Annotated in this window: 26 protein-coding genes and 1 pseudogene; 9 read left to right on the plus strand and 18 right to left on the minus strand. The window is 69.3% G+C overall.

Going from position 1 to position 21365, the window contains the following annotated elements; translation table 11 throughout:
* Window positions 1-122: pseudogene (locus HLA95_RS21665) on the plus strand (IS5/IS1182 family transposase); the annotation flags it as partial.
* Window positions 123-218: 96 nt separating this feature from the next.
* Entirely contained in the window at window positions 219-665 is a 447-nt protein-coding gene (locus tag HLA95_RS21670) for a hypothetical protein (protein ID WP_191060879.1), read from the plus strand.
* Window positions 666-817: 152 nt separating this feature from the next.
* Here HLA95_RS21670 and HLA95_RS21675 read toward each other — a convergent pair whose 3' ends face one another.
* From HLA95_RS21675 to HLA95_RS21705, 7 genes are all read right to left on the minus strand, one after another.
* Window positions 818-1243, minus strand: coding sequence for an ester cyclase (locus HLA95_RS21675; RefSeq protein ID WP_191060878.1), 426 nt, complete (start codon window positions 1241-1243; stop codon window positions 818-820).
* A gap of 109 nt (window positions 1244-1352) precedes the next feature.
* Entirely contained in the window at window positions 1353-1778 is a 426-nt protein-coding gene (locus tag HLA95_RS21680; protein WP_191060877.1) for an ester cyclase, read from the minus strand.
* Between the two features lie 81 nt (window positions 1779-1859).
* Window positions 1860-2273, minus strand: a complete 414-nt coding sequence (locus tag HLA95_RS21685; protein WP_191060876.1) for a VOC family protein — start codon at window positions 2271-2273, stop codon at window positions 1860-1862.
* A gap of 120 nt (window positions 2274-2393) precedes the next feature.
* Window positions 2394-3134 (minus strand): SGNH/GDSL hydrolase family protein, encoded by a 741-nt coding sequence (locus tag HLA95_RS21690; protein WP_191060875.1) that lies wholly within the window; start codon window positions 3132-3134, stop codon window positions 2394-2396.
* Between the two features lie 122 nt (window positions 3135-3256).
* On the minus strand, window positions 3257-4012 hold the full coding sequence (locus tag HLA95_RS21695; RefSeq protein ID WP_191060874.1) for an SDR family NAD(P)-dependent oxidoreductase: 756 nt from the start codon (window positions 4010-4012) through the stop codon (window positions 3257-3259).
* Between the two features lie 70 nt (window positions 4013-4082).
* Window positions 4083-4385, minus strand: a complete 303-nt coding sequence (locus tag HLA95_RS21700) for a hypothetical protein (RefSeq protein WP_191060873.1) — start codon at window positions 4383-4385, stop codon at window positions 4083-4085.
* Between the two features lie 97 nt (window positions 4386-4482).
* Window positions 4483-5346: a universal stress protein gene (locus HLA95_RS21705; protein ID WP_222184493.1), complete on the minus strand. Its 864-nt coding sequence runs from the start codon at window positions 5344-5346 to the stop codon at window positions 4483-4485.
* A gap of 163 nt (window positions 5347-5509) precedes the next feature.
* Here HLA95_RS21705 and HLA95_RS21710 point away from each other — a divergent pair, with 163 nt between their 5' ends.
* Window positions 5510-5695: a hypothetical protein gene (locus tag HLA95_RS21710; RefSeq protein ID WP_191061504.1), complete on the plus strand. Its 186-nt coding sequence runs from the start codon at window positions 5510-5512 to the stop codon at window positions 5693-5695.
* On the opposite strand, the gene HLA95_RS21715 is transcribed toward HLA95_RS21710, so the two are convergent.
* The 4 genes from HLA95_RS21715 to HLA95_RS21730 form a co-directional block, all read right to left on the minus strand.
* Window positions 5692-6201, minus strand: coding sequence for a GNAT family N-acetyltransferase (locus HLA95_RS21715; RefSeq protein WP_191061505.1), 510 nt, complete (start codon window positions 6199-6201; stop codon window positions 5692-5694). The genes HLA95_RS21710 and HLA95_RS21715 overlap by 4 nt on opposite strands.
* A gap of 27 nt (window positions 6202-6228) precedes the next feature.
* A complete protein-coding gene (locus HLA95_RS21720; RefSeq protein WP_191061506.1) occupies window positions 6229-6990 on the minus strand; it encodes an FkbM family methyltransferase in 762 nt (253 codons plus the stop codon).
* A 535-nt stretch (window positions 6991-7525) separates the two neighbouring features.
* A complete protein-coding gene (locus HLA95_RS21725) occupies window positions 7526-8527 on the minus strand; it encodes a Gfo/Idh/MocA family protein (RefSeq protein WP_222184495.1) in 1002 nt (333 codons plus the stop codon).
* Window positions 8524-9285 carry an enoyl-CoA hydratase/isomerase family protein gene (locus tag HLA95_RS21730; RefSeq protein WP_222184497.1) on the minus strand — a complete coding sequence of 254 codons (762 nt, stop codon included), beginning with the start codon at window positions 9283-9285 and terminating at the stop codon, window positions 8524-8526. The genes HLA95_RS21725 and HLA95_RS21730 overlap by 4 nt, the downstream gene beginning before the upstream one ends.
* A 226-nt stretch (window positions 9286-9511) precedes the next feature.
* Here HLA95_RS21730 and HLA95_RS21735 point away from each other — a divergent pair, with 226 nt between their 5' ends.
* On the plus strand, window positions 9512-10012 hold the full coding sequence (locus tag HLA95_RS21735) for a MaoC family dehydratase (RefSeq protein WP_223861806.1): 501 nt from the start codon (window positions 9512-9514) through the stop codon (window positions 10010-10012).
* 260 nt (window positions 10013-10272) lie between these two features.
* On the opposite strand, the gene HLA95_RS21740 is transcribed toward HLA95_RS21735, so the two are convergent.
* The gene (locus HLA95_RS21740) at window positions 10273-10689 is read right to left on the minus strand and encodes a flagellar assembly protein FliX (RefSeq protein WP_222184499.1); all 417 of its coding nucleotides are present in this window, start codon (window positions 10687-10689) and stop codon (window positions 10273-10275) included.
* A gap of 47 nt (window positions 10690-10736) precedes the next feature.
* Window positions 10737-13319, minus strand: coding sequence for a sensor domain-containing phosphodiesterase (locus HLA95_RS21745; protein ID WP_191059760.1), 2583 nt, complete (start codon window positions 13317-13319; stop codon window positions 10737-10739).
* Between the two features lie 179 nt (window positions 13320-13498).
* Here HLA95_RS21745 and HLA95_RS21750 point away from each other — a divergent pair, with 179 nt between their 5' ends.
* Window positions 13499-13831 carry a cupin domain-containing protein gene (locus tag HLA95_RS21750; protein ID WP_191059761.1) on the plus strand — a complete coding sequence of 111 codons (333 nt, stop codon included), beginning with the start codon at window positions 13499-13501 and terminating at the stop codon, window positions 13829-13831.
* A gap of 5 nt (window positions 13832-13836) precedes the next feature.
* Here HLA95_RS21750 and HLA95_RS21755 read toward each other — a convergent pair whose 3' ends face one another.
* The gene (locus HLA95_RS21755; RefSeq protein ID WP_191059762.1) at window positions 13837-15147 is read right to left on the minus strand and encodes a chloride channel protein; all 1311 of its coding nucleotides are present in this window, start codon (window positions 15145-15147) and stop codon (window positions 13837-13839) included.
* 86 nt (window positions 15148-15233) lie between these two features.
* The gene (locus tag HLA95_RS21760; RefSeq protein ID WP_159715122.1) at window positions 15234-15473 is read right to left on the minus strand and encodes a BON domain-containing protein; all 240 of its coding nucleotides are present in this window, start codon (window positions 15471-15473) and stop codon (window positions 15234-15236) included.
* Window positions 15474-15638: 165 nt separating this feature from the next.
* On the opposite strand from HLA95_RS21760, the gene HLA95_RS21765 reads away from it, so the two are divergent.
* From HLA95_RS21765 to pdxA, 4 genes are read left to right on the plus strand one after another with little or no spacing between them, the layout of a single operon-like run.
* The gene (locus HLA95_RS21765; protein ID WP_191059763.1) at window positions 15639-16685 is read left to right on the plus strand and encodes an aldo/keto reductase; all 1047 of its coding nucleotides are present in this window, start codon (window positions 15639-15641) and stop codon (window positions 16683-16685) included.
* On the plus strand, window positions 16682-17866 hold the full coding sequence (locus tag HLA95_RS21770) for an enolase C-terminal domain-like protein (RefSeq protein WP_191059764.1): 1185 nt from the start codon (window positions 16682-16684) through the stop codon (window positions 17864-17866). Before HLA95_RS21765 ends, HLA95_RS21770 begins: the two co-directional genes overlap by 4 nt.
* 28 nt (window positions 17867-17894) lie before the next feature.
* Window positions 17895-19136: a four-carbon acid sugar kinase family protein gene (locus HLA95_RS21775; protein WP_222184501.1), complete on the plus strand. Its 1242-nt coding sequence runs from the start codon at window positions 17895-17897 to the stop codon at window positions 19134-19136.
* 27 nt (window positions 19137-19163) lie between these two features.
* Window positions 19164-20159, plus strand: a complete 996-nt coding sequence (pdxA, locus tag HLA95_RS21780; RefSeq protein WP_191060799.1) for a 4-hydroxythreonine-4-phosphate dehydrogenase PdxA — start codon at window positions 19164-19166, stop codon at window positions 20157-20159.
* On the opposite strand, the gene HLA95_RS21785 is transcribed toward pdxA, so the two are convergent.
* The 3 genes from HLA95_RS21785 to HLA95_RS21795 form a co-directional block, all read right to left on the minus strand.
* On the minus strand, window positions 20132-20542 hold the full coding sequence (locus tag HLA95_RS21785; RefSeq protein ID WP_191060800.1) for a (R)-mandelonitrile lyase: 411 nt from the start codon (window positions 20540-20542) through the stop codon (window positions 20132-20134). The genes pdxA and HLA95_RS21785 overlap by 28 nt on opposite strands.
* A 28-nt stretch (window positions 20543-20570) precedes the next feature.
* Complete coding sequence (locus HLA95_RS21790) at window positions 20571-20984, minus strand: GFA family protein (RefSeq protein WP_191060801.1); 414 nt, start codon at window positions 20982-20984, stop codon at window positions 20571-20573.
* Between the two features lie 97 nt (window positions 20985-21081).
* Entirely contained in the window at window positions 21082-21309 is a 228-nt protein-coding gene (locus tag HLA95_RS21795; protein WP_222184503.1) for a hypothetical protein, read from the minus strand.
* Window positions 21310-21365: the final 56 nt, after the last annotated feature.

The following is a 21365-nucleotide window of genomic DNA, read 5'->3' on the forward strand; positions in this document are numbered from 1 at the left end:
TCGGCTGGATGGTTCGCTGGCGCCGCCTGGTGCGGGACTACGAGGCCAGGCTCGATGTGTCCGAAGCCTTCATCCACGTCGCCATGGGCAGCCTGCTGCTACGCCGCATCAGCCACCCATAGCCATTCTCAAACGGGCTCTTACCACTTGCATCAAATTTTGTATCTGCACTGTATCTAAAGAAACGAGATGGTGACCGCATTCTATCCGATGCAGACTTGGTTGAAGCAGAGCAAAGAATTGCTCGGCGCATTGACTCTGCTGCGGACTTCACTGATCTTCTGTCAGAATATAAATCTGATATCCGCAGCTTGCTATACTACTGGCATAAACATTGCCCCGGTCCGAAAATTGCACACAGTATCAATAGGACCATCAACAATGATCCCGCCGGGGCGTTTCTCTTCATTAAAGCTATGATCGGAACATCAACTCTCGTAGAGACCGGGGTGTCTCATATGTCCGACTTTAATAAGGAGCATTATGAGCTGCTATCCAATTATATTGACCCTGAAATAATATTTAACATATTTACAAAAAAGTATACAGATAAAGATGATCAGGAAAGGTATCACTTTGATATGAATGACCATCCAGAAAAAATACTCGCGAATCAGTTTATCTATGTTCATAAATCTGTAAAGGCAGCGACTACGTCATCTTGATGGTGTGATGTACCGGAAATCGAATAGATGATTGTTCCATACAAGGGTGCTTGGTAGCCTAAGGACAGGCTATCTCGCCTTTTCCCAGCAGAACGATAACATGACGGATCCTGACCCTGATCAAGTGCAGAAATCGCCGGTGTAGGCGCCGGTCAGCCACCTGCCCCGACACGCCGCCCACTCATGCAGCACTCCAGCGTATCCGCTGGCAGCATACCGAGCTGCATGAAGAAGCCCACGAAGTCGAAATGGTCGTACGCCTCCACGACCTTCCCGTCGACGATTCGTGCCTGGATGCTGCCGCGCATGCTCGCTTCGCGCCCGTCCGCCATCCGCCCGGTGAAGGTGCACAAGGCCGCCAGCCAGCCGTCCTGCTCGATGCAGTGGTCCACGTCGAGCCGCGTCTCCGACAGGAGCTGGCACACCTGCTGATGGAACTGCTTGTACTGCTCCGGCCCCCGCAGCGGCTGCGGGCCGGCGCTGTGCACGCAGCATTCGGACGCGCACATCTCGTCGATCGCGGCACTGTCCCGCTCGGCCCACACTCTTCTCGCCCAGTCCTCCAGGGAAAACGGCATGTCCTACCTCCCTCGGCCGCGGCCGGACCTTGTTGGTGGCCGCAGCATAGCACGGGCTGGTGCTGTGGATGAGCGGAACCGCTACCGGAGAAGCCGCCGCCGGCTCTCGTCAGCCATCCGCCCCGACCGGCCGTCCGCTCATGCAGCACTCCAGCGTGTCGGCCGGCACCAGTCCCAGTTGCGTGAAGAAGCCCAGCAGGTCGAAATGATTGTGGGCCTCCAGGATCTTCCCGCCGGCGACCCGCGCATAGATCACGCCATCCGCACTGGCTTCCCGCCCGTCGGCCATCCGCCCGCTGAAGGTGCACAAGGCCGCGAGCTGGCCGTCCTGCTCGATATGCTGGCGCACGACCAGCCTGGTTTCCTGAAGGAGGCCGCAAAGGACCTGGTGGAAGGCCCTGAACTGCTCGGGCCCCACCAGCGGCTTGGGGCCAAGGCCATAGGCCTTGCAGTCGGGCGCGCACATCTCGTCGATCGCGGCGGCGTCCCGCTCCGTCCACACCCGCCGTGCCCAGGTCTCCAGCGTCGCCCGCATGCCGCACCTCCCCAAGGTCGCAGCCATCCCTCGTCACGGGATGGAGCATAGCATGGGCGGGCCGCGCTGGAACGGTTCGCCTCAGCCGTCCACCCGCGCCGCGTTGATCTCGATCAGGTGGCCGTCCGGGTCGAGGATATAGGCCTGCGGGTAGCCCACGATCGAGTTCGGCCGCAGCAGCATGCAGTGCGGGTCGTCCCGTGCCACGTCGTCGCGATAGCCCAGCCTGCGCAACCTCTCGATCGCGGCGGTGAAGCTCGTGACCCGGATCGCGAAATGGGTGTCGCCGGCATCCACCGTGCGCGGCCGGCCCGGGTTCGCCTGCGCGTCGCCGATCAGATGGAGCTCCCGGTTGCCCAGCCGGAACCAAGCGCCCGGGAAGGAGAAGGGCGGCCGCTCGATCTGCTCCAGGCCGATCACCTCGGCATAGAACCGCATCGAGCGCGCGAGGTCGCCGACCCGCAGGCTGATGTGATGCAGGGTCTCGATGTCCATCCTCGTCCCTCCCCGTCCGGGCTCGACCCGTCCTTCCCGCGGCACCGGAGCCCTTGGCGGGGACGGCCCGGAACATGTGGTAGCCGAGCGCCCCTGTTCCGTGAAGCTGCCGCCTGCCGGCTACTTCAGCTTCGCCGCGATCTCCTTCGCGATGATCGCCTGGCCCTTCTTCCCGAAATGATTGCCGTCGAAATAGAGATGGGTCGAGGCGGAGCGCTTCTTGTCCGCCACCGTCACATGGGTGAAGCCGTAGCTCTTCTTGTTCTTGGCCACATGCTCGAACCGGTTGAACAGGTCGACCGTCACGACATTGCTGCGCTCAGCCGCGAGGCTGCGCAGGAACGCGTTCCAGCTCTTCACCCGTGCCACCGAGTTCCTGGTCTGCATCGGGTTGCGGCTCCAGTCATGGAGCTGGCAGAGCAGGATCCGCCGCTTGCCCTTCGCCAGCCCCTGCGCGATCAGCCGGTCCAGCGCGATCCGGTAATGGTTCATGGCAGCACCCAGCGGCCGGAACGTATTGATGTCGTTATAGCCGAAATAGATCACCGTCCGGTCGGGCAGGCCCTTGGACTTGTGCTTGGCGATCCAGTCGTCCACCTGCCGGTCCAGCGTCCGGGAGCTGTTGAAGCCTTCCGCCGTGGCGCCCGAGACGCCCATGTTGACCAGCACCTTGGCCTTGCGGTCGCTGTGCAGCTGGTCGGCCCAGCTCGGCACGCCTTCGCGCATCGAGCGGGTATAGCTGTCGCCGAATGCCACCAGGGTCGGCTGGTGTGAGGCCGAAGCCGGCTGGCCGCCCAGCGTCAGGCTGCCGAGCATGCCGCCGAGCAGGGCCAGCGACCCGCGCCGGGTGAGTTCCGTCATGAGCTTGCTCCTCTGACCGATGACCTGGCTGCGCGGCGCCGGCCTGGCCCCGCCACGCAGGATCAACCTGCCGGAGGACCGGGCCAGTGCCAATCATTTCCGGAAATAGCGTAAATGCCCTGTCAGACCATCACGTCGCCGCCATTGGGCGAGAGGGTCTGGCCGACATAGAAGGAGCCGGCATCGGAGGCGAGCAGCAGGGCGGTGGGCGCGATCTCGCCGACCTGGCCGAACCGGCCGATCGGCAACTGCGCCTGCTTCATCGCCCGCCAGCTGTCGGACATGCCATTGAGCAGGTCGGTCTCGATCGGCCCCGGCGCGATCCCGTTCACCGTCACCCCATGCGGCGCCCCCTCATAGGCGAGTGCCCGGGTGAAGCCGACGATGCCGGCCTTGGCGGCGCAGTAATGGGCAAGACCCGGCGCACCCTTGTAGGCCAGCTGCGAGGCGATGTTGATCACCCGGCCAAAGCCGCGCCGGACCATGTCGGGAAAGAAGGCGTGGGTGACCAGGAAGGTGCCGCGCAGATGGACCGCGATCATCCGGTCCCACTCCGCCACGCTCAGCTCGGTGAACGCCCGGTCGCCACCGATCCCGGCACAGTTGACCAGGATGTCGACCTGGCCCAGCTCGGCCCGCGCCCAGGCCGCCATGGCCGCGACCTCGTCCTCGTTCGCCACGTCGCAGGCGGTAGCCGAAGCCCGAAAGCCCTGGCCCTCCAGCTTCCGGCACAGGGTCGCAGCACCCGCCTCGTCGCCGTAATGGCACAAGGCCAGCTTCGCCCCGTGCCGGGCGAACAGCTCGACGATCGCCCCGCCGATCCCCCGGCTGCCGCCCGTCACCAATGCTGTCCGCCCCGCCAGCGAGAACGTGTCCATCAAGCGCCTCCCTTTCCGGCCGTTCGCCTGCCGGCCAGGGGGTCGACTAGCCCTGCCGTGGCCGGCTGGTCTAGCCCACCCGCAGCAGCTCGACCTCGGGCGGTGCGGTCAGGATCTCGCTGAAGGCGTGCATCCAGTCGCTGGTTTCCTGGTCCGAGTGGACCCCGCGGCTGCGGAACTGGTCGAGCTGGTCCAGGCTGGCCAGCTCGACCTCGAACTGCAGGGCGGCCCCGCCCGGGCCGCGGGTCAGCGGGATCAGCAGGCGCGCGTTCAGCCCGTTCTTCCGCGCGGCCTCCAGCTCGCGCTGGATGAACTCGATCGCCCGCTGGCGATCCACCGGCATGACGTCATAGGAGAACCGGGCAAGATACATGGGCTGCCTCCTCTGCCAGATCCCCGGCCGGCGGCTCGGCCGCACCGGGCCTGGCGAGGCAACCGCTTAAGCAGGGCCGCGTTCCGCCGGGTCCCGCCTACAGCACCGGCAGGGCCAGCACCGCCCGGCCGGCCTGGCGCAGCACCTGCTCAGTGGTGCTGCCGCGCAGCCCGTCCAGGAAGCTGTCATGGCCATGGGTCGCCATCACGATCAGGTCGGCATCGAGCCGCCCGGCCGTGGCGACGATGCCCGGCACCACGGCACCCCCGGCGCTCGCCCGGCGAAGCCGCTGCTCCTGCCCGGGTGCCACCGTCACGCTGGGCGCCCGGTCGGCGGGCCCGACATGCAGCAGGTGGACCAGCGCATCCGCACAGCCCAGCAGGTCGGCCAGGGCGAAGGCGGCCTCGACCGCCTCGTGCTGCGGGGTCGCGTGATCCACCGGCACCAGGAGGTTGCGCAGCCGGGCGCGCCCGGTGGCCGCATCGACGAAGCCCCGCCCCTCCGGCGGCAGGAACAGGGCCGGCACATCGTTATGTCGCGCCAGCTCCTCGGCGATCGAGCCGCTCAACAGCCGCGCCAGGCCGCCCCGGGCGCGGGTCGCCAGCACCAGGAGGTCGCAGCCATGCTCGTCCAGGAACTGCTCGAGCGCCGCCACCGGGTTGCTGCCGGGCACCAGCTTCTTCGACACCCGGATGCCCAGCACGCCAGCGATGGCGCCGCGCGGCGTCGCCGGGTCGACCATGCCCCAGCGCGACAGCAAGGACCGCACCCCGCGAAAGCCGGTCCAGTCCGGGTCCTGGCCCGCCTCCGGGTCGCCGGCATGGACGATGCCGAGATGGCCCTTGCAAGCCAGGGTCAGGGCCAACGCGTGGGCGAACGCCCTCTCGCCCAGGGGGGTGAGGTCGGTCGGGTGGATGATGTCGGCGAGGGTCGGCGCCCCGCTGCTGTCGACCAGGCTCATCGCGCGCGCATTCTCCTGCAGGCCTGCCCAAGGTGGCGGATGACGGATGATGCCAGCCCGTGGCGCCGGCGTGCCACTTTGCCGGCCCGGCCGCACCGTTCATAGTCGCATCCCGCCGGGCCCGAACATCGGTCCCTGCTCCCCCTTGCCGAGGAAGTCGCCCATGTCCGCCCGGATCCTGCTGCTCGCCCTGCTGGCCCTGCCGCTCCTCGGCTGCAACGCCCGCACGGAGGCGCGCGAGGACCACAAGGCCTGCGTGCGCGAAGGCTTCCCGCCCGACACCTACGAGTTCGACAAGTGCATGGAGCGCCGCGCCCTGCATCGCGACAAGGAGGAGGACGCGCTCTAGGGAGAACTACCCGCCGGCGCAGCACCCGCTTCGTCCAGCTGCTTCTCCACCGCGTAATTGTGGATCGGCACACCGGTGACGGTGAACTCTCGCTTCGCGGTGACCTGGAATCCCAGGCGCAGGAAGAACCGGTGTGCCCGCTCGCTGGCCTCGGCATGGAGCCGGGTCAAATGCTGCGCCCGGGCCACTTGCTCCAGCTCGGCATAGAGTCGCTGGGCAACCCCTGTCCCGGCCACCTCCGGTGCGGCATAGAAGAAGTGGATGTGGCCGTCCCGTTCCAGGTCGGCGAACGCGACGGGCAGGTCGGCCTCATCCACCGCGACCAGCCGGGTGCGCCCGTCGTCGCTGAGCGCATGCAACTGCTCCGGAGAAGGGCAGAGCGATGCCCAAGCCGCCACCTGTGCCGCTGAATAGTCGCGCGACCCCAGCTCCCGGACTGAGCGCAGATAGAGCGTGGCCAGCAGCTGCGCATCCCTTGGGGCATAGGGACGGATCGTCGCCGGCAAGGTGCTTCTCCCTGAAAACTTTCTGCGTCAGGCCGGACGGGGCCCGGTGGCAGCGCTGCCGGCACGCCGATAGACCAGGTTGAAGATCCGGGTGCCCTCGACGGCCCGGACATGGTTGCCCGGCACATCGTCGTCGCGGACCAGCCCGCCCGCTTCCAGGACTTGTGCGATCTGCCCGACCTCACGCTGGTCGTTCAGGTCGACCTCGACCAGCACGGAGCGCAGGCGCGGATCGGCGAAGGTCCGCGCCCCGCCCTGCACCACCGCGGTCTCGAGCCCATCCACGTCGATCTTGACGTGGTTGGGGAAGGTGGCGCCGAACTCGCCCACCAGCATGTCGATCGACAGCGCGATCGCACCCTGGCGCCAGGCCGGGGTGAAGCGCTCGCCCTTGTAGTCCTTGGCCTCGCCGAACGTGTGCAGTGCCGTGCCGACCAGATGGTCGCGCATCTGCATGGCATCCAGCCGGGCCGCCCGGTCCAGCGCTAGACAATAGGCCTGCACCAGCCCGTCGATCCCGTTCAGCACGATGTTGCTGTTCAGGCCGAAATAGTTGGCGGCAGCCGGCTCGAACGCCAGTACGCGGCAGCCGCGAATGATCGCAGCGTAAAGGGCATAGACCCCGATATTGGCACCGATGTCCCACAGCACCTCGTCCGGCGCCATCCGGTCCAGCCAGGCGATGGTGCCCGGCTCCTTCTGCAGGAGCCATTTCGCCCGCCCCAGCACGGTGTCGTTCGGGCAGTCGAAGCGGATGGTGCGGTCGCCGATGGGCAGGCTGAATTCCATGGGCCGGACCAGAGCATGGCGTCGGGCCCGAGGCCAGAGGTTTCGGGAAGGCGGTCTGCCTTGCTGGTAGCCTCATCCTGCGTCGGCCAGGAGCGTCAGCTTGTGGGTGATGATGCGCAGGATCGCTTCGCGTCGTCGCATTATGGCCGAGTGTGCTGCCGGGGCGGCATCGGCCTGACGTTGGCGCTGGTCGGTGGCCGAAAAGGCGTGGTGCAATGCGTGCCGACGGGACACCCTGTCGATGTCGATAGACGCCACCGCATGGCCGGCGTGAAGTCCAGTCGTCCCTGGCTCGGGCGGATGCTGCCACCGCGACGGTGATCAGGTAGGAGCGGCGCCTTCCCAGCCGTTGCCTCCGGCCGCCTATCCTGCCGGTGACCTGCCTCGGCTCAATGCAGACCAGGCGACCCCACCTGACGTGTCACGTATCCTCTTAACCTCCTCGTTCGTCGGCAAGCCACAGGGGGCGCAGGAGGAGGAGCACATTTGCACGAACGAACCCGAGACGGCACCGTCAAGCCTGGTCGGCTCACCGTCAGGGGCGGAGCAGGGCGTCGATCAGGCGGCGGGTGGCGATCAGGTCGGGCAGGCCCACCTTTGGCGGCCGATCTTCGTCCAGCGCGTCGAGGAAGTCGGTGAGGAGCGCGCGGTGCGCCTCGTGGCTGAACGCCATGGGATCGGCGCCGCCGCCGCTGGCGGCAGCGCCCGCCAGTTGCTCGTGGCGGCCATCGTGATGGTACAGGTCGAGGCGGCCGCCCTCGAGCCGGACGGTGGCGTGGCGGAACACCAGCTCGATCCGCTCGGGGAAGCCGGGATAGCAGGCGGTGCTGGCGAGGATCGTGCCCGGGGCTCGATCTTCGCCCAGCCTGGCCAGCGCCACCACATGGTCCTCGCTCTCCATGCGGTGCAGGCCAGTGGTGGTAGCGATCGATGCCTGGACCTCGACCGTGCCGACCAGGGCGCGGAACACGTCCAGGACGTGGATCGCCTGGGTGAGCAGCACGCCGCCGCCATCCCGGGCGAGGGTGCCGCGCCCGGGCTCGTCGTAATAGGCCTGGGGGCGCCACCACGGCACTTGGCACTGGCCGGAGCACAGGGGGCCGAGCCCACCGTCGGCAATGGCGGCGGCCAGCGCCTGGGCGGCCGGGCGGAAGCGGTGCTGCAGCACCACGCCCACCGGGCGACCCAGCCGCGCCGCCTGCTCCGCCAGCGCCACGGCCGTGCCGGTGTCGAGGCCGATCGGCTTCTCGATCAGCAGCGCGCGGCCCGCCGCCAGCACGGCTGCGCCGAGTTCGGCATGGCTGGCCGGCGGTGTCAGGACCAGTACCGCCTCGACCCGCTCGTCCCGGAGCACCCGGTCGAGCTCGGTGGTGACCGGGAAGGGAAACTCTCTGGCAAACGCCTGGCAGCGCTCCGCCGAGCGACTGGCCGCCCACACCACCTCCACCCGGTCCGCCAGGTCGAGCAGGCTCTGGGCATGCGGCCGGACCGCCATGCCCAGACCCACCACGGCGATGCCGCGCCGCCCCCGGCTCATCGGCCGCTCCTCCTGGCGAGGAAGGCGCCGACCCGCTCGATCCGTTCCGGTGTGTCCAGGACCAGGGCGGCCAGCAGGCGCTCCAGCCGCAGCGACTGGCGGATCGGCTGCTCGGCCGCTTCCCGCAGGACCTCGCGCGCGAACCGGATCGCCGGCGGGCTGCGCTCCGCGATCTGCCGGCCGATGCCGATGGCTTCATCCAGCACCCGCTCGGCGGGCACCACGCGCGCGGCGATGCCGAGCGCACCGGCCTCGGTGCCGGACAAGGCGCGGCCGGTGAGGATCAGGTCGGTGGCGATCGCCCGGCCGGCCAGCTGCAGGAGCCGCTGGGTGCCGCCCTGGCCGGCGATCACGCCGATGCCGGTCTCCGGCAGCGCCAGGTTGGCGTTCTCGGCGCACACGATCAGGTCGCAGGACAGGGCCAGCTCGAAGCCGCCGCCCACCGCATGGCCGCGTACCGCGGCAATCGTCGGCTTGCGCGCGGCGGCGAACCGGTCGAACTCCTCCAGCCAGTCGCCCAGCACCGCCTCGATCGCCCGCAGCTCGTGGACCTCGGTCAGGTCCGCACCCACGGAGAAATGGCTGGGCGTCCCGGCCACCACCACCGCGTGGATTGCTTCATCCGCCTCGGCCGCCATCAGGGCCTGCACGAGGTCGGCGGCCAGCGCCTGGGACAGAGGATTGCCGCGCCTGGGCCGGCCGGTCATGGTCAGGATCCGCACCGGGCCGTTCGTGTCCACGGCAAGATGCTCGGTCATCGTCCTGGCGCTCCCTGATCTGCGTGGACTGCTGCGATCGGGCATAGCCGAACCGCAGCTGGGCCTCCACCGCTGTCGATGGATCAGGGTGCGGCATGCGGGGCAGCATCCACACCGGCAGCGGCCGGCGCACCATCGCCTCCGGTAGCCGACCGGTCAGGCTGGACCCGGCCGCAGACGCCCTCGAAACTGCTGGCCAATGACCGGAGGTCGGGAGGGGCGGGAAATGGTGGACAAGATGGACATGGCGGCGGGACGCGAGCTGGACGGCGGTATCTACGACTATGACGCGCTGCAGGTCGGGGACCGCTACTGGACCGGCCGGATCGACGTCACCGAGGCGCATGTGGTGGGCTTTGCCGGTCTGTCCGGCGACCTGTTCGACGTCCACATGGACGAGGAGTTCGCGAAAGGGCACGGCTTCCCCGCCCGGATCGTCCACGGCCTCCTGGTCCTGGCGATGGCGGACGGCCTGAAGAACCGCGCGGCGGCGCGGATCCGCGCGATCGCGTCCATGGGCTGGACCGACTGGCGCTTCCGGCGCCCGGTGCTGATCGGCGACCGCATCCGCGCCCGGATCACCGTGACCGCCAAGAAGCCGCACCGCGACCCGGCGCGCGGCATCCTCACCCTCCATCTTGCGGTGCATAACCAGCACGACCAGGTCGTGCAGGAAGGGTTTACCTTGCTCCTGTGCGAGCGCGCCGGCCCGGGCGGCTCCGCCTAGATGATGCCGTGCCGGGCTGGTCGACCATGCCGTATGCTGAAACTCCGCCGGTGCTGGAGCGCTCCTTCTGTTCCATCCAGGCCCTGCTGAACCGCCCCTGCTCGAGGCAGCAGCCGCACGGCCAAAGCTTATCAGGCAGGCCACCGCTCCTAACGCACCACGATGGTCGCTGCCGCCCGGCCCGGTGCTGCCAGGAGGCACAATTCCGGCCTTGCCGAGCCCGCTCGCCTCGGCTGCCCAGCCGTGACGGCCTGGGCCTGTCAGCCGTCCCGCTCCTGCTTGGCCAGTTCCACCGCCGCGCGGACCTCGATCTCGGCCAGCACGTCCGCCAGCTCCGGCTCGATCACCATCGGTGCCTCGTCGCCCAGCGCAGTACGCAGCCGGGCGAGGCAGGCGGCGTCGTCGCCGACGCCGAGCAGCGCCAGCTGGAGATCGCCCAAGGCCGCCAGCAGCGCCTCGCCGCGGCGCACCGCCCGCTGCCGCCGCTCGTCCAGCCCGGGCGTCACTTCCTGCACGGCCAGCATGGTCTGCAAGGAGGCGAGGGCCGCGGTGGAGCCGGGCCCGGGTGGCGGGCGGGCTCCCGCCGGCTCCCCGGGCACCCTGAACTGGCCGGCGGACACGCGGCCGATCTCCCGGCTGTGACTGACGGCGAACGTGGCGAGCGGCTGGATCGGCATGGCGGTGGACGACCTCCTGATACCGGATCTTAACTAGACTGGATGAATCAATCGTTAAGAGCGGCCGGGTGGGCCTGGAGCTGTGCCGCCCAGGGCCGGGCCAGCGCGTGGGCGAGGGCTTGGTCGGCCGGCAGCGGCGTTCCCAGCAGCGGCCCCTGCACCAGGTCGCAGCCCTGGGCCAGCAGGAAGTCGAGCTGGCGGATCTCCGCAACGCCCTCGGCCACCGTCTCGATCCCGAGCCCGTGCGCCAGTTCGATGATCGCACGGATGATCGCGGCGTCGCCCTGGTCGTTGATCGCGGCGTGAACGAAGCCCGCGCTGATGCGCAGCCGATCGATCGGCAGGCGCCGGAGCTGCAGGAGCGAGGCGTGGCCGGCGCCGAAATCGGTGAGGGACAGGCTCACCCCGCGCTGGTGCAGGGCCTGCAGCACCTCGCCGATCGCCGCACCGTCACGGCCGAGCAGCATGGCCTCGGTGATGCCGATCTCCAGATGGTTCGGCGCCACCGGGCTGCCGGACAGGGCCCGATCCACGATCCGGTACAGCTCGCCCGCCATGACGGCGGCGGGGCCCAGGCGGACGGTGACGCGCTCCAGTGCCAGGCCGGCACCCTGCCACCAGCTGGCATCTTCCAGCGCATGGTGCAGCAGACCGGCCAGGAGCGGGCCCATCAGCCCGCTTTCCTCCGCGATCGGCAGGAAGCTTTCCGGCCCGAGGCTGCCCTGCTGGGGGTGCAGCCAGCAGACGGTGGCGTCGAACGAGACCTTGCCGGCCGCACCCGGCCGCACCACCGGCTCGTAGCGCAGCGCCAGCTCCGACCCGCCCACCGCACGCCGCAGCTCCCGCTCCATGCGCCGGCGCGTCTCGATCTGGACCCGCATCTCGTCATCGAAGAAGCGCCAGCGGCCCCGGCCGCTCTCCTTGGCACGGTAAAGGGCGATGTCGGCATGCTTGAGCAGGTCACTGGCCGTGGCCGCGTCGTTGGGGAATACGGCGATGCCGATGCTGGCGCAGGGCCGCAGCTCCTGGCCCTCGAAGCTGAACGGCCGGGCCAGCTCGGCCAGGATCCGCGACGCGATCACCGCAGCGTCGGTCGGCCGGCGCACCGCGTCCAGGATCACGGCGAACTCGTCGCCGCCCAGGCGCGCCACCGTGTCCTGGCGCCGCCGCGCATGTTTGAGGCGGCCCGCCACCTCAAGCAGGAGGGCATCGCCGGCATCGTGGCCGAGCGTGTCGTTGACGTCCTTGAACGCATCCAGGTCGACCAGCAGCAGTGCGGTGATCTGGCCATGCCGTTCACCCCGCCCGACCGCCTGGGCCAGCCGCTCCTGGAAGGCGCGGCGGTTGGGCAGCCCGGTCAGGACGTCGTGATGCGCCAGGTGATGCAGGCGCTGCTCCGCGATCTTGCGCTCGGTGACGTCGATATTGACCCCGACCAGGCCGATCACCTGGCCGTCCATCTCGATCGGCACCAGGATCGTGTCGAGATGGCAGAGATCGCTGCCCGTCCCGTAGGTCTCGTCCAGGCGCAGATGCCGGCCCTGGAGCACCTGCTCGACATTGGCCTGCCATCTCCGCTTCATGGCAGGCGGCATGTCCAGGTCGATCATCCGCTTGCCCAGGAGATCGCCCCAGCGTGCCCGGGCCGGAGCGTTCAGCATCACGTAGCGACCCTCGGCATCCTGGATCCACAGGCCGAACGGCAGGCTCTCGATCGCCGCGGCCAGCTTCGCCTCGCTCTCCCGCCGCGCGCGCTCGGCCGCCTTGCGCTCGCTGTTGTCGATGGCGACGCCGACCAGCCCGTCGATCTGGCCCTGCTCGTCGCGCACCGGTGCCACGATCTCCTCGACCTGGATGGTCTGGTCGCCCATCTGGTAGGTGAAGTCGCCGCGCATCATCTGGCCGGCCAGGGCGCGGCGATTGTTCTCGGCCCAGAGGCTGGTGATCTCGGTGGCGACCCCGATCTCGTCCGGGGTCCGGCCGAGATGGGTGCCCCACAGGGCCCGGCCGACCGCATTCTGCAGGATGTAGCGGCCTTGCGCGTCGCACAGCCAGAAGTCGAACGGCAGGCTGTCGATCACCCGGCCGAGCCGGCTGCGCTCCGCCCGTACCGCGGCTTCCGCCCGCGCCTGCTCGCGGATCTGCCGGCGCAGCTCCATCTCGCTGGCGACGATCGCCGCGCAGTCGGTCAGGAGCTGGCGCTGCTGGGGGCTCAGGCGGCGCCGGCGCCGGTCGTGGATGCTGAGCGAGCCGACCACCGCACCGCCCGGCATGACGAGCGGCACGCCGGCATAGAAGAACAGGGGGTCCGGCCGGTCGACCAGCGGGTGGTGCGCGTGGCGCGGGTCCTGCCGGGCGTCCTGGATGACCAGGAGCCGCCCCGCCGCCACCACGCGGGGGCAGAAGGACACCGTGCGGTCGATGCGGTGCATCCGCTCGATGCCGAAGCTCGACATGGTCCAGGCATGGCGGCGGCCCAGGAGCAGGATGGCGACGTGCGGCACCTGCAGGACCGTGCCGAGCAGCCGGGTGACCCGGTCGAAACTCTCCTCGAGATCCTCCAGCCGCACGTCGTCGCCGCCCAGCCCCGTGAACTCGTCCCGGCGCTCGGGGTCGAGGGGACCGCTCATCCGCGCGCTCCGCTCCACGACCGCAGCGCGCATGCCCGCCCGGCCACCGCTGCCGCAGGGCCGCTCCGTCTGGGTGTGCATGCGCAGGAGGAACGCAAGCGAGCGGACAGGCTCAGGATGACGTGCGTTGATTTCCCAGGCTATCTGGCGGTGATATCAACGACAGCGCGGTACGAGTCATGACCAATCCTCGCCCTCAGGCGTTTGATCCCGATCTTGCCATTCCACCGGAAGGCGAAGCAACCCTGGAGGGTTATGCCTCCGATGACGGCGTCCTCACGACAGGCACCTGGACGCATGCCGGCGGCAGGCTTTCCGCGGAGTTTGCCTACGACGAGGTGTGCGTCCTGTTGTCCGGTCACGTCCGGCTGACCGATCATAACGGTTACACGGCCGAATTCAAGGCCGGTGAAACATTCGTGATCCCCAAAGGTTTCAAGGGTACCTGGGAAACGATAGAACCCGTGCTGAAGCACTATGTTATTTTGGATCCTTCCCGGAAGAACTCATGAATTCGTCAGGAGTTTCGCTCGGCAGCATTTGAAAGGTAGCGGCGGCTGAGCGCGTGGTAGATCGGCTGCGGGCAGACCAGGCGAGAGGCCCCCAGGGCCAGGATGGCGGTGGTCATGAGCGGCACGGTCATCGCCGTGCCCGCAGTCATTTCGAGCACGATCACAACCGTCGTTAGAGGTGCCTGCACCACGCCCGCGAAATAGCCGGTCATGCCGATCAGCACGATGGTGGCCGGCGGGACGGTGGGAAACAGCAGGCTCAACTGCTGGCCCAGGCCGGCACCGACCGACAAGGACGGCGAGAAGATGCCGCCCGGCAGGCCGCTGACCGTCGAGACCAGCGTGGCGGCCAGCTTGGCCGGGCCGTACCAGAAGCCGGGATCGGCGGTGCCTTCCAGGAGCCCGCGCGCCTGCTCGTAGCCGGTGCCGTAGGTGGCCCCACCGGTGAGCAGGCCCAGCACCGCGACCAGCAGGCCGCACATCGCCGCGAACGCCACCTGGTGGCGCCGGAGGCCGGCCAGCCAGGCGCGCCGCTCATCGAGGGCGAACAGGATCACCAGCCGGCTGAACCCGCCGCCCAGCAGGCCGCCGATCAGGCCGGACACCCCGACCGCGAGCCAGGTGGCGGCGCCGGCGGGTGCGGCGTGCGACTGGCCGAAATAGGTATAGTCGCCGAGCAGCGCCAGCGACACCAGGCCCGCCACGATCACGCAGGAGAACACCAGCCAGCTGTTGCGCTGCTGGAAGGAGCGGCCGAGTTCCTCGATGGCGAACACCACGCCGGCGATCGGGGTGTTGAAGGCGGCAGCGATCGCCGCGGCACCGCCTGCCAGCAGCAGGCCCTCGTAGCGCCGCCCGCCGGTCTGGCCGAGCTCGTGCATGATCGAGGCACCCACCTGCACGGTCGGGCCCTCGCGCCCGATCGACGCACCGCTGGCGATGCCCAGGAGGGTCAGGCCGATCTTGCCCAGCGCCAGGCGCAGGCCCAGCAGATCCCGCCGGCGGGCGGGCGAGCCGATCTGGCGCGCGGCGATGGCCTGGGGGATGCCGCTGCCCTGGGAGCCCTGGAAGAAGCGTTCCGTGACGAAGGCCAGCAGGGCGAAGCCCAGCGGTGCCAACGCCAGCATCACCCAGGGCGACCAGCCGGTCATGACCTGCAGCAACCGGTGGGAGCCGTCCGCGAGCTTCGCGAACACGACCGCCACCACGCCGATCAGCGCGCCCCCGCCCCAGAACACCGCCTGCTGGCGCCATCGGGGCCAAAGGAAGAGCTGCCGGCGCACCCGGCGCCGCCAGCCAGTGAGACCCGTTGCCATGCCTGCCCATCACTCCGCCGCAGAACAGCGACCCGCGACGGGTGGCATGCTCGCAGGACGAGGGCGAGCGGCTTCGTGCCGGCCGGTCAGCCCGTGGCGCCGGTCGTGCCTTCCTGGGCCACGCGCAGGTTGTTCACCACGAACTTCACGCCCGGCGTCCCGGTCGCGACCGCCTCGGCCTGCGCGCGCAATTTGGCACTGACCACCGTGCCAGCGAGGGTGACCTGGTCGCCGACCACGTCGATCTGCACCTGCGGCGCGTCCGCATCGAGGCTACGCGCCATCCGGCTGGCGATCTCGTCGCGGATCCGGTCTTCGTCGCTCATGTCGGCCTCATCCTGATGGTTGTGGTTCGGCGTGGAAAACGGCAGCGGGCGGAGTGCGTTCCCCCACTGGCGGCGGCGGTGCACGGATGCAATCATCGACCGCGGACGAGGTCGCCGGACCTGACGGCGGCATGAACAAGCAAGCGACGAGAACAGGGAGGCGCCATGGACCCGCTGGCCACGCGGCCGCTCGGCCGGACCGGCATCCAGCTCAACCAGATGGGGTTCGGCGGCGCGCCGCTGGGCGACCTGTTCGACCGGCTCAGCGAGGCGCAGGCGGAGGCGACGCTGCAGGCGGCCTGGGATGGGGGAATCCGCTACTACGACACGGCACCCTGGTACGGGCGGGGGCAGTCCGAGCACCGCTTCGGCCGGTTCCTCTACCGTCAGCCGCGGGATGCCTTCGTCCTTTCCACCAAGGTCGGCCGGATCCTCAGGGCACCGCGCCATCCCGACCGGTTCGAGAGCGGCTTCTGGGCGGGCGGCCTCCAGTTCGACCATGTGTTCGACTATTCCTACGACGCGATCATGCGGGCCTTCGAGGACAGCCTGCAGCGCCTGGGCATGAACCGGATCGACCTCCTGATCATCCACGACCTGGACTTTCGCCACCACGCCACCGAGCCGAAGGTGGCAGCCTATCTCGCCCAGCTCGCCACCGGGGGCTTCCGGGCGCTGGAGGAATTGCGCGACGCCGGGATCATCCGGGCGATCGGTGCCGGCATCAACGAGCTGGGGATGATGCCCCGCTTCCTCGACCTGTTCGACCTGGACTTCTTCCTGTGCGCGCTGCGCTACTCGCTGATGGAGCACGACGTCCTGGACAGCGAGTTCCCTTATTGCGAGCGGCGCCAGGTGGGCATCATCATCGGCGGTGCGTTCTCCTCCGGGATCACCGCGACCGGACCGGTGCCGGGCGCCAAGTACAATTACGAGGACGCGGCCCCTGAGGTGCTGGACAAGGTGCGGCGGATCCAGGCGGTCTGCCAGCGGCATGGCGTGCCGCTGCCGGCCGTGGCCCTGCAGTTCCCGCTGGGCCACCCGATCGTCAGCTCGGTCATCCCCGGCGGCATCCGGCCGGAGCACGTCACCCAGAACATCGGGCACATGCAGCACCCTATCCCGGCCGATCTGTGGGACGAACTGAAGCAGGAACGACTGATCCGCGCCGATGCGCCGGTGCCGGCAGCGGGAGGACAGCAGCACTCATGACCAGGATCACGCGCGTCGAGCTCACCTCGTTCCGGTTCGAGGTCGAGGGGCTGAGCCTGCCGCGGCACGGGGCGGCAGGGGTCGGCAACCTGATCGCGCTGAAAGGCGGGCGGATGCCGGCGGTGCGCTGGGCGGTGCGCATCTTCTGCGAGGACGGTTCCGAAGGCGCCTATGTCACGCACTGGGTCGGCACCGCCGCCTCGTTCGCCCAGGCGCAGATGCTGGCCCCGCATCTGATTGGCCGCGACCCGGACACGCGCGAGCAGATCTGGGACGACCTGAAGCGCGAGGTGCGCGCCTACGACCATATGGGCCATGGCCCGATCGACATCGCGCTGTGGGACCTGGCGGGCCGGCGCGCGGGCATGTCGGTCGCCCGGATGCTGGGCGGCTGGCGCACGCAGCTGCCGACCTATGCCAGCACCTATCATGGCCAGGACGAGCCGGGCGGCCTCGATGCGCCGGAGGCCTATGCCGAATACGCGGCCGCCTGCAAGGCCAGGGGCTTTGCCGGCTTCAAGATCCATGGCTGGCACGACGGCAATGTCAGGCGGGAGATCCGCACGATCGGTGCGGTGCGCGAGGCCGTGGGCGACGGCTTTCCCCTGATGCTGGACCCGGCCTGCCAGTTGCGCACCTGGATGGACGCGCTCCAGGTCGGGCGGGCCTGCGACGAGGCGGACTTCTTCTGGTTCGAGGATCCATATCGTGATTCCGGGATCTCGCCGGAAGGCCACAAGCGGCTGCGCGAGAAGCTGCGCACGCCGCTGCTCACCTGCGAGCATGTCCGCGGGATCGAGCTCAAGACCGCGTTCATCCTGGCCGGCGGCGGCGACATGATCCACGCCGACCCGGAATATGACATGGGCATCACCGGGGCGATCAAGATCGCCCATGTCTGCGAGGCGCTGGGCCTCGACCTCCAGTATCACGCCTGCGGGCCGGCGCACCGGGCGGTGATGGCGGCCACCCGCAACACCCACTTCTACGAGCTGGCGCTGGTCGGCCCCGGGATGAGGAACGCGGTGCCGCCGGTCTATGCCTGCGGCTATTCGGACGACGAGGCGGACCTGCCGGCCGAAGGCGGGATGCCGGTTCCGGACGGCCCGGGGCTGGGTGTCAGCTATGACTGGGCGTTCATCGAGCGGAACAAGGTGGCGGACGCGGTGTTCACTGCGTGAGACCTACGCCGATCGAGGTGCCCGTTCGATGCTGATGGTGGCCGACGACCTGACCGGTGCGGCCGACTGCGCCGTGCAGGGGGTCCGCGAGGGTCTGTCCGGGCTGGTCGTCATGTCGGCGGCGAGTCTGGGCATGCCGGCCGACCTGGTCGCCGTGGATGCGGACACGCGTTCGCTCTCGGCCGAAGCCGCGGCACAGCGGGTCGCGGATCTGGTCGGGGCGGCACCGGCGGGTCGGCGCCTGTTCAAGAAGGTCGATTCGACCCTGCGTGGTCATGTCGCCGTCGAGCTGGCCGCAGCACTGCGGAACTGGCGGGCGGTGCGCCGGATGCGCGCCGTCGCCCTGTTCGCCCCGGCCTTTCCGGCGACCGGCCGCACGGTCATCGGCGGCCGGCCGTTCCTGCGCGGCCAGCCGCTGGAAACGACCGAACTGTGGCGGCGTGAAGGCAGCGGGGCGTCGATCGACCTGCCCGCCATGTTCCAGGCGGCCGGACTCGCTACCGCGGCCGTCACTTTGGCGGTGATCCGCAGAGGGGAACTGCCGGAAGCCCTGGTCCGGCTGGCCGAAAGCGCGGACGTGCTGATCTGCGACACGGAGACCGATGCCGACCTCGCGGCACTGGCGACAGCGTCGCTGGCCCTTGGCGATGCCACCATCCACGCCGGCTCGGCCGGGCTGGCCGGCCAGCTCGTCCGCGCGCTGGGCCTGCGGCCCGGACCGGTTCCTGCGGACGGGCGCCGGCCGGTCCCGGCACTGCCGCTCCTGTTCGTGGTCGGCAGCATGTCGAGCGTGTCGCGGCGCCAGGCTGCGGAACTCGGCCGGCAGCCCGGCATCCGTTCGCTGCCGGTGCCGCTGCGAGATCTGGTCGCCGGGGGCGAAGCCACCCTGGCACCCTGGCAGGAGCGACTGCAGGCGGCCCTGGCCCGCGGCGAGGACGTCGTGCTGGTGCCGGAGCCGGACGGCCCGGAGGATCCCGGCCATGCCCTGAAGCTGCGCCGGGCCCTGGCCGCGCTGGCGGGGTCGGTGGCAGGCGGCATCGGCGGCCTGTTCCTGACGGGCGGCGAGACCGCGCGGGCCGTGCTGGATGCATGCGGCGTAACCGGGCTCAGCCTGCACCGCGAGGTCGAGCCGGGCGTGCCGCTCGCCACCGCCCTTGGCCGTCACGGCTTCGGCGTCGTCACCAAGGCCGGGGCTTTCGGCGACGAACGGACGATGCTCCATTGCCGCCAGGCGCTGCTGGACCTCCGGCAAGCCCCTGTCTTCCCCTAGTGCAACGTGTGGATCGGAATTTCCGTCATGAACAGGCCCGTGATCGCGATCACCATGGGCGATGCTGCCGGCATCGGTGCCGAAGTCATCATGAAGAGCCTCGCCCATGCCGATGTGTACGAGCGCTGCAAGCCGGTGGTGGTCGGCGATGCCGCCCGCCTGGAACTGGCAGGGAAGATCGTCGGCAAGGAGCTGAAGGTGCGCTCGCTCACGGCCGAGGAGATCGGGGAGGGCAGCTTCGTGCATGGCACGGTCGACTGCGTCGACCTGAAGCTGATTCCGGCCGACCTGCCGTTCGGCCAGATCTCGCCGATCGCGGGCGACGCGGCGTTCCGGTTCATCGAGACCGCGACCAGGCTGGCCATGGCGCAGGAGGTGGACGCGATCTGCACCGCACCGATCAACAAGGAGGCGATGCACGCGGGCGGCCATCGTTATCCCGGGCATACCGAGATCCTGGCCGATCTCACCGGCACCGAGGAGGTGTCGATGATGCTCACCGCACCGGGGCTCCGGGTCATCCACGTCACCGTCCATGTCGGGCTGATCGACGCGATCAACCGGATCGAGCCGGGCCTGGTCGAGCGGACCATCGCGCGCGGCAAGGCGGTGCTGGAGCGCGCCGGCCTCGAGCGGCAGAAGATCGGCGTGTGCGGGATCAACCCGCATGCGGGCGAGAACGGCCTGTTCGGCTATCGCGAGGAGGAAACCAAGATCGTCCCGGCCGTGGAGGCCTGCCGGGCGCGGGGCTGGGACGTGGAAGGCCCGTTGCCGGCCGACACCCTGTTCTTCCGTGCCGGCCGCGGCGACTTCGACATGGTGGTGGCGATGTACCACGACCAGGGCCACACCCCGATCAAGGTGCTGGGCATCGATTCGGGCGTGAACATCACGGTGGGGCTGCCGGTGATCCGCACCTCGGTCGACCACGGCACCGCCTTCGACGTGGCCGGCAAGGGCATCGCCGACGAGCGCAGCCTGCTGGAAGCGCTGCGTCAGGCGATCGCGCTGACCGCGGCGTAGTCGGCGTCGCTCACCTGCTCCAGCCAGGTGGTCTCGCCGGCCTCGCCACCCTCCTGGATCGCCAGATGGACCATGGTCGTGGCCGGCGCAGCACCATGCCAGTGCTTCTCGCCCGGCGGGATCCACAGCGTGTCGCCCGGGCGGATCAGCACGGCCGGTTCGCCCGCGGTCTGGAACAGGCCCAGCCCGCTCAGCACGTGCAGCGTCTGGCCGAGCGGGTGGGTATGCCAAGCGGTGCGCGCCCCCGGCGCAAAGCTCACCCGCAGCGCCCGCACCCTGGCCGGTGCCGGCGCCTGGATGATCCGGTCGAGCCAGACCGTGCCGGTGAAATAGTCGGGGTTGCCCGGGATGCTCGGCTGGCTCCCGGCAGCGGTCAGTTCCATGCAGCACTCCCTGTTGGCGGCCGGATGCTCAGTTCTCCGAACCGGTCGGATGCCGGGGCAGCCGGTCCTGCGTCTCGAACCATGGCAGCCGACTCGACACCCAGACATGGTGGTCGGGTGCCAGCAGGTCGGCCCGGTCGAAGGCGGCGACCGTCAGGTCGAGCCGGTCCGGCTCCGCATCGCTCTGGAAGGCGAGCGGCGAGCCGCATTCACCGCAGAACGCGCGGGTCGCCTCGGGGCTCGAGCGGTAGATGCGGCGCGGGGCGCCGCTCCAGGCGAGCGAGGCGACCGGCACCGTCGCCCATGCGACGACCGGGGCGCCCGCGGCGCGCTGGCACATTCGGCAATGGCAGTAGAGCAGGGCGAGTGGCTGGCCGGCGAGCCGGAACCGTACCGACCCGCACAGGCAGCCACCCTGCCAGCCTTCGGTGCCCGTCGACATCCCCTGTCCGCCGCAGCCTGGCTCCTGGCAGGTTCAATGGCCAGGAGCAGGCACGGTTCCACGCCGGCAGGGGAGACAGGAATGGCGCCAGTGGCGCTCAGTGCAGGACCTCGTCTTCGCTGCGCTCATCGTCCGGGAAGCCGTCCGGCCGGGACAGCACATCCTGGATCATTTCGCGCAGCCGCTCCGATTCCAGATCATCGCCGGCCAGAATGTCCGCCAGCTTGGCCACCAGTTCCACGTCCGCGGCCCGCAACGTGACCTCGACCGCTTCCAGCCGGTTCCGCGCGGACCACTGTTCAGGTTCAGGCGATTCTCTGCCCATTTTCATATTCTCCCGCACTGACTCCCGATCGTCCTTCGCCCGATGCATGCATGCGG

Source organism: Geminicoccus harenae (assembly GCF_019800005.1).
Taxonomy (GTDB): Bacteria; Pseudomonadota; Alphaproteobacteria; order Geminicoccales; family Geminicoccaceae; genus Geminicoccus; species Geminicoccus harenae.

Coding starts and splice junctions, on each gene's coding strand:
- HLA95_RS21675 (WP_191060878.1), bottom strand. CDS start 1,243: ATGCCGTTTTCCCTGGAGGACTGGGCGAGAAGAGTGTGGGCCGAGCGG.
- HLA95_RS21680 (WP_191060877.1), bottom strand. CDS start 1,778: ATGCGGGCGACGCTGGAGACCTGGGCACGGCGGGTGTGGACGGAGCGG.
- HLA95_RS21685 (WP_191060876.1), bottom strand. CDS start 2,273: ATGGACATCGAGACCCTGCATCACATCAGCCTGCGGGTCGGCGACCTC.
- HLA95_RS21690 (WP_191060875.1), bottom strand. CDS start 3,134: ATGACGGAACTCACCCGGCGCGGGTCGCTGGCCCTGCTCGGCGGCATG.
- HLA95_RS21695 (WP_191060874.1), bottom strand. CDS start 4,012: ATGGACACGTTCTCGCTGGCGGGGCGGACAGCATTGGTGACGGGCGGC.
- HLA95_RS21700 (WP_191060873.1), bottom strand. CDS start 4,385: ATGTATCTTGCCCGGTTCTCCTATGACGTCATGCCGGTGGATCGCCAG.
- HLA95_RS21705 (WP_222184493.1), bottom strand. CDS start 5,346: ATGAGCCTGGTCGACAGCAGCGGGGCGCCGACCCTCGCCGACATCATC.
- HLA95_RS21710 (WP_191061504.1), top strand. CDS start 5,510: ATGTCCGCCCGGATCCTGCTGCTCGCCCTGCTGGCCCTGCCGCTCCTC.
- HLA95_RS21720 (WP_191061506.1), bottom strand. CDS start 6,990: ATGGAATTCAGCCTGCCCATCGGCGACCGCACCATCCGCTTCGACTGC.
- HLA95_RS21725 (WP_222184495.1), bottom strand. CDS start 8,527: ATGAGCCGGGGGCGGCGCGGCATCGCCGTGGTGGGTCTGGGCATGGCG.
- HLA95_RS21730 (WP_222184497.1), bottom strand. CDS start 9,285: ATGACCGAGCATCTTGCCGTGGACACGAACGGCCCGGTGCGGATCCTG.
- HLA95_RS21735 (WP_223861806.1), top strand. CDS start 9,512: ATGGTGGACAAGATGGACATGGCGGCGGGACGCGAGCTGGACGGCGGT.
- HLA95_RS21740 (WP_222184499.1), bottom strand. CDS start 10,689: ATGCCGATCCAGCCGCTCGCCACGTTCGCCGTCAGTCACAGCCGGGAG.
- HLA95_RS21745 (WP_191059760.1), bottom strand. CDS start 13,319: ATGAGCGGTCCCCTCGACCCCGAGCGCCGGGACGAGTTCACGGGGCTG.
- HLA95_RS21750 (WP_191059761.1), top strand. CDS start 13,499: ATGACCAATCCTCGCCCTCAGGCGTTTGATCCCGATCTTGCCATTCCA.
- HLA95_RS21755 (WP_191059762.1), bottom strand. CDS start 15,147: ATGGCAACGGGTCTCACTGGCTGGCGGCGCCGGGTGCGCCGGCAGCTC.
- HLA95_RS21760 (WP_159715122.1), bottom strand. CDS start 15,473: ATGAGCGACGAAGACCGGATCCGCGACGAGATCGCCAGCCGGATGGCG.
- HLA95_RS21765 (WP_191059763.1), top strand. CDS start 15,639: ATGGACCCGCTGGCCACGCGGCCGCTCGGCCGGACCGGCATCCAGCTC.
- HLA95_RS21770 (WP_191059764.1), top strand. CDS start 16,682: ATGACCAGGATCACGCGCGTCGAGCTCACCTCGTTCCGGTTCGAGGTC.
- HLA95_RS21775 (WP_222184501.1), top strand. CDS start 17,895: ATGCTGATGGTGGCCGACGACCTGACCGGTGCGGCCGACTGCGCCGTG.
- pdxA (WP_191060799.1), top strand. CDS start 19,164: ATGAACAGGCCCGTGATCGCGATCACCATGGGCGATGCTGCCGGCATC.
- HLA95_RS21785 (WP_191060800.1), bottom strand. CDS start 20,542: ATGGAACTGACCGCTGCCGGGAGCCAGCCGAGCATCCCGGGCAACCCC.
- HLA95_RS21790 (WP_191060801.1), bottom strand. CDS start 20,984: ATGTCGACGGGCACCGAAGGCTGGCAGGGTGGCTGCCTGTGCGGGTCG.
- HLA95_RS21795 (WP_222184503.1), bottom strand. CDS start 21,309: ATGGGCAGAGAATCGCCTGAACCTGAACAGTGGTCCGCGCGGAACCGG.